General features: G+C 66.5%; 6 protein-coding genes. 2 read left to right on the forward strand and 4 right to left on the reverse strand.

Annotation, left to right across the window (positions count from 1 at the left end; all coding sequences use genetic code 11):
- Window position 1: 1 nt before the first annotated feature.
- From CG471_RS28950 to CG471_RS28960, 3 genes are all read right to left on the reverse strand, one after another.
- Window positions 2-754 carry an SDR family NAD(P)-dependent oxidoreductase gene (locus tag CG471_RS28950; protein ID WP_004209025.1) on the reverse strand — a complete coding sequence of 251 codons (753 nt, stop codon included), beginning with the start codon at window positions 752-754 and terminating at the stop codon, window positions 2-4.
- A gap of 37 nt (window positions 755-791) precedes the next feature.
- Window positions 792-1,613 carry a TauD/TfdA family dioxygenase gene (locus CG471_RS28955; RefSeq protein WP_017501867.1) on the reverse strand — a complete coding sequence of 274 codons (822 nt, stop codon included), beginning with the start codon at window positions 1,611-1,613 and terminating at the stop codon, window positions 792-794.
- A gap of 104 nt (window positions 1,614-1,717) precedes the next feature.
- Window positions 1,718-2,230: a nuclear transport factor 2 family protein gene (locus tag CG471_RS28960; RefSeq protein WP_099234565.1), complete on the reverse strand. Its 513-nt coding sequence runs from the start codon at window positions 2,228-2,230 to the stop codon at window positions 1,718-1,720.
- Window positions 2,231-2,354: 124 nt separating this feature from the next.
- Here CG471_RS28960 and CG471_RS28965 point away from each other — a divergent pair, with 124 nt between their 5' ends.
- Together CG471_RS28965 and CG471_RS28970 are read left to right on the forward strand one after the other, a co-directional pair.
- Entirely contained in the window at window positions 2,355-2,915 is a 561-nt protein-coding gene (locus CG471_RS28965; protein WP_099234566.1) for a TetR/AcrR family transcriptional regulator, read from the forward strand.
- A 97-nt stretch (window positions 2,916-3,012) separates the two neighbouring features.
- Complete coding sequence (locus CG471_RS28970) at window positions 3,013-4,464, forward strand: carboxylesterase/lipase family protein (protein WP_099234567.1); 1,452 nt, start codon at window positions 3,013-3,015, stop codon at window positions 4,462-4,464.
- On the opposite strand, the gene CG471_RS28975 is transcribed toward CG471_RS28970, so the two are convergent.
- The coding region (locus CG471_RS28975; protein WP_306552796.1) for an inositol monophosphatase family protein at window positions 4,461-4,690 on the reverse strand (230 nt) is incomplete at its 5' end. The two genes, CG471_RS28970 and CG471_RS28975, sit on opposite strands and share 4 nt — an antisense overlap.

The raw sequence follows: 4,690 nt of genomic DNA on the forward strand, positions 1-4,690 counted from the left end.
GTTAATGCGACCCCATATAGCGGCCGCCATTGGTGCTGATCGTCTGGCCGGTGATGTAGCTGGCCTCTTCCGACGCCAGATAGGCGCAGGCAGCGGCGATATCCTCGGGCTTGCCGATCCGCTTCATCGGCAGCGTCTGGGCAAAGGCGTCGGCATCGATCGGCGCGGCGCGCAGCATCGGCGTGTCGATAAAGCCGGGCGGCACCATGTTGAAGGTCACGCCGCTCGGCGCGAACTCCAGCGCCAGCGCCTTGGTCATGCCCATCAGGCCACCCTTGGACGAGACATAATGGCCCTGGGCGAAGGAACCCGACTGGACCGAGGAGGAGGTGATGTTGATCACCCGGCCCCAGCCGGCGGCCAGCATGTCGGGCAGCACTTCCTTGGTCAGCAGATAGGGGCCGCGCAGGTTGATGTGGATGACCTTGTCGAACAGGTCGTCATCGATATCCATGAACGGGGTGAAGGGGGCGATGCCGGCATTGTTCACCAGGATGGCGATCGGCCCCAGCTTGGCGCGCGTCTCTTCCGCCGCCGCATGGATCGCTGCCTTGTCCGAACAGTCGGCGGTGATGGCGATGGCGGTGCCGCCGGCCGCCTCGATCAGCTTGACCGTCTCGGCCGCGCCGTCGCCATTGATGTCCCACACCGCGATCTTGGCCGTATCTTCGGCCAGGCGCAGCGCGATCGCGCGGCCAATGCCCGATCCTGCACCCGTGACCACGGCCGTGCGGCCGTTGAGAGACCTCGTCATCGCAATTCCTTCCTATATGTCAATTTCGGTGTCGCGTTCAGGCGCCGACCAGTTGCTCGATCGCCTCGATCGTCGTGCGGTGCATCATCCGATTTTCTTCCAGCGGATAGGGATCGACCCGGTGCATCGTGCCGCTATTGTCCCAGATCAGCAGGTCGCCCTCGGTCCAGTCATGGCGATAGACGAATTGCGGCTGGATCGCCCATTCGCGCAGCCGGGACAGCAGCACGCGGCCCTGCGCCGGGTCCATCCCCTCGACATGGTCGGCGGTCGATCCCAGTACCAGCGACTTGCGCCCGGTTTCATGGGTCCAGACCAAGGGATGGACCTTGGGCGTGCGCATCTGCCAGAAATTCAGCTCCGCCACGGTCGGCTCGGGGTTCACATAGCGCTGCGATGTCTCGAAGCTGTGGACCACGCGCAGCCCGTCATAAGCCGCCTTCTCTTCGTCGGGCAGATCGTCCCAGGCGGCATAGGTATTGGCGAAATAGGTGCTGCCGCCGGTCCTGGACAGCGACTTGGCGTTCAGCGTTGCGGCGAAATTGGGCACGTCGTCGCTTGCCCCGTCGATATGCCAGAAGAAGGCGCCCTTGATATATTCGGCGCCCGGATTTTCCTTCGGATCGATCGTCACCTTGAAGATGCCGCCTTCGCCCTGCGGCTGGACCCGGCCCAGCGTGTGGGAAAAGGCCAGCTGATCTTCGCGACTCATGTGCAGCCCGCGCACGATCAGCACGCCGCGCTGCTGCAACAGCGCCAGGATCGTGTCGGCATGCTTGCCCGACACCAGGGTTGCCGCATCGGTCCGGATCTCGGTGCCGATGCGCGCGGTCAGGTCGATCGTCGAAAAGGCCATCATCCGCTCCAGCGGGCGCCTGTCGCGCCGCTCTTCTTGGCTATCATCAACAGGATTGTTGATTTGACTGTCAAGGAAGCGGCGGCGACATCGCTGCGGCGAAGCGGCTAGCGGCCCGCCCCACGTGCAAACAGCGGCGTCAGCAGCGCATAGCTGGGATCATTCACCGGCACCGGTTTGTCGCCATGGTCGGCGGCGGGTTGCAGCAGCTTCATGTCGAAGCTCACCACCCGCTTGGCGAAGCGCCACTGGCCATCGACGCGGCGATAGCTGTCGATATAGCGCACCCCCTGGATATCGTGCAGCAGCCCGCCCTTGCCGTCGGGGATCAAATGCCAGGCAATGGCATAGACCTCGCCCTCGCCGGTATCGCCGTTGACCTGGACCAGATGGTTGCAGACGAAATGATTGCCGATATGCATGTGCGGCAACGACGCTTCGAGAAAGGCGACATAGCCGTCGACCGGCCCGTCATAATAGGCGCCATGGCTGTCGGTGGCGTCGTCGGTATAGAGCGACCGGATCAGCGCGAAATCCTGCCGGTCGACCCCGCGCGAATAGAGCTGGGCCAGTTCCCTGATCTCTTCCTTGGCGATCAGCGTCTCGATCCGGTTGTCCATGGCGTGTTTCCTCTCCTGTCGGGCCGGACCCTAGTCGGGCAGGGGCGCCGGGCAATGGGGCGGGGGCGGATCATCGGCCCGGCGATCCTCCCCTCTGTTCAGGCGGGTGCGAAGGCCCTAAGCCATGGCCCCGATGGATAATCTGCCGACCGACGCGCGCCAGCTGCGCTCCCGCCGCCAGCTGCTCGACGCGATGCTCCACATGCTGGAAACCCGCCCCTATGATCAGGTGACGATCCGCGAGGTCGCGCGCGAGGCGGAGGTCGGCTACGCCACCTTCTTCCGCCATTATCCGTCCAAGGATGCGCTGCTGCACGATCTGGCGGCCGGACAGATCGCCGATCTGCTGCAGCGCGCGCTGCCGATCCTGTTCGCCGACGATGCCCGCCAGTCCTGCATGACCCTGTTCGCTTATGTCGCCGAACGGCGCGCGCTCTGGTCGGCCTTCCTGACCGGCGGCGCGGCGACCATGCTCAAGCAGGAATTTTCCGACCAGGCACGCCAGCTGGCGCAGCAGAGGCCGCATGATGCCGGCTGGCTGCCCGACGAACTGCGCATCGTCTTCGCGGTCAGCGCCACGGTCGAGATTCTCGCCTGGTGGCTGCAGCAGGAACCCGATTATCCGCTCGATCGCATGGCGGAAATTCTCGACCGGCTGGTCGTCACCCCGTCGATGCAGCCCTGATCGGGCAGGGGCATCGCCCCGCCGCTATCTGCGCCCCGTGCGTTGGCGCCTCATCCGGCGCCGCCTAGCATCTTCGCCGCAAGACGGGAGGGGCGGCATGGACGGATTGACGGTGACGACGACGGCCGGCCCGGTGCGCGGCGCCCAGGCGAACGGCGTGCGATGCTGGCGCGGCATTCCCTATGCGCGGGCCGACCGCTTTGCCGCACCGGAGGCGCCGGTCGCGTGGAATGATGTGCGTGACGCATCACGCCCCGGTCCGCAATGTCCGCAAATGTATGGCAATCAGGCGAAGCGGGCGCGGCTGTCCATGCCCGACTTTGCCGAGGATTGCCTGTCGCTCAAAATCCATGTGCCCGATGGCGCCACCGGCCCGCTGCCGGTCTATGTCTGGATTCACGGCGGCGCCTTCGTCGCGGGTGGCGGCCATAGCTATGACGGCAGCGACCTGGCCCGCGACGGTGACATCATCGTCGTCACCATCAATTATCGGCTGGGCGTGCTCGGCTTCGTCAATTTCGGCGCGGTCGTGCCGGGCATCCCTTCCAATCTCGGCCTGCGCGACCAGATCGCGGCGCTCGGCTGGGTGCGGGACAATATTGCTGCCTTCGGCGGCGATCCGGCGCGGGTGACGGTCGGCGGCCAGTCGGCCGGCTCCATGTCGGTCTCGCTGCTGCTCCATGCCCCGGCTGCCCGCGGCCTGTTTGCCCGGGCGATCATGCAGAGCGGCGCGGTCAGCCTGATCCATGGTCGGGACCGCAGCGAACAGGTGGCGCGCGATTATATGGCGGCGCTCGGCAACCCCGATCTCGCCGCGCTGCGCGGCATGGACCTCATCCGCCTGTTCGAGGCGCAGGGCACGGCCGGCGCCGCCAATCCCGGCACGATTCCTGCCGCCCCCTGGTTCGACGGCGACCTGCTGCCCGCCTCGCTGGCGGATGCGGTGACCGAGCCGGCCGCGCCGGTGCCCTTGCTCGCCGGCGCCACGCGTGAGGAAATCCGCCTGTTCGAACTGATGCCGGGCGACATATTGCCGACCGGCTGGCCGGCGCTCGAAGCCTTGCTCCATGCGCAATTGCCGGCCGACCATGCCGCGCGCATCCTCGCCGCCTATCCGCGCGACAAGGCGGGGCGCCGCGCGCTCGCCACCGACCTTACCTTCCTGATGCCGACGCGCCATTTCGCCGATCGCCAGTCGGGGCAGGCGCCGACCTGGTTCTATCGCTTCGACTATCGCCATCCGATCGCTGGCGCCGCCCATGGGCTGGACCTGACCCTGACCTGGCCGATGCGGGGCCTGCGCGCCGCCTTTGCGCGGGGCGGGCCGATGCGCGGGCGCCGCGCGGCGCTGGGCCGGCGGATGACCGATCATATCGCCCATTTCGTCCGTCATGGCGCGCCCGAGCCGGACTGGCCTGCCTATACGGTGGACCGGCCGGCGGTGAAGATTTTCGATCTGACGGACCGGGTGGACATCGATCCCGACGGCGATCGCTGGCGCGCCTGGGCGGGCGCTGATGTCGGCGCCGGACTGGCGACCCGCGCCTAGCCCTTCAGTGCTTCCAGCACCATGTCGGCATGTTCGTGCCTGCATATGAGGAGGTCGGGCATATATGTGTCTTCTTGGTTGTAGATGAGCGGCGATCCGTCGATGCGGGATGCGTGGAGGCCGTGTGCGAGTGCGACGGCGGCGGGTGCGCAGCTGTCCCATTCATATTGGCCGCCGGCGTGGAGATAGATGTCGGCCTGGCCCAGGATCACGGCCATGGCCTTGG

Source organism: Sphingobium sp. IP1, from assembly GCF_002708645.1.
In the GTDB taxonomy this organism is placed as follows: Bacteria; Pseudomonadota; Alphaproteobacteria; order Sphingomonadales; family Sphingomonadaceae; genus Sphingobium; species Sphingobium yanoikuyae.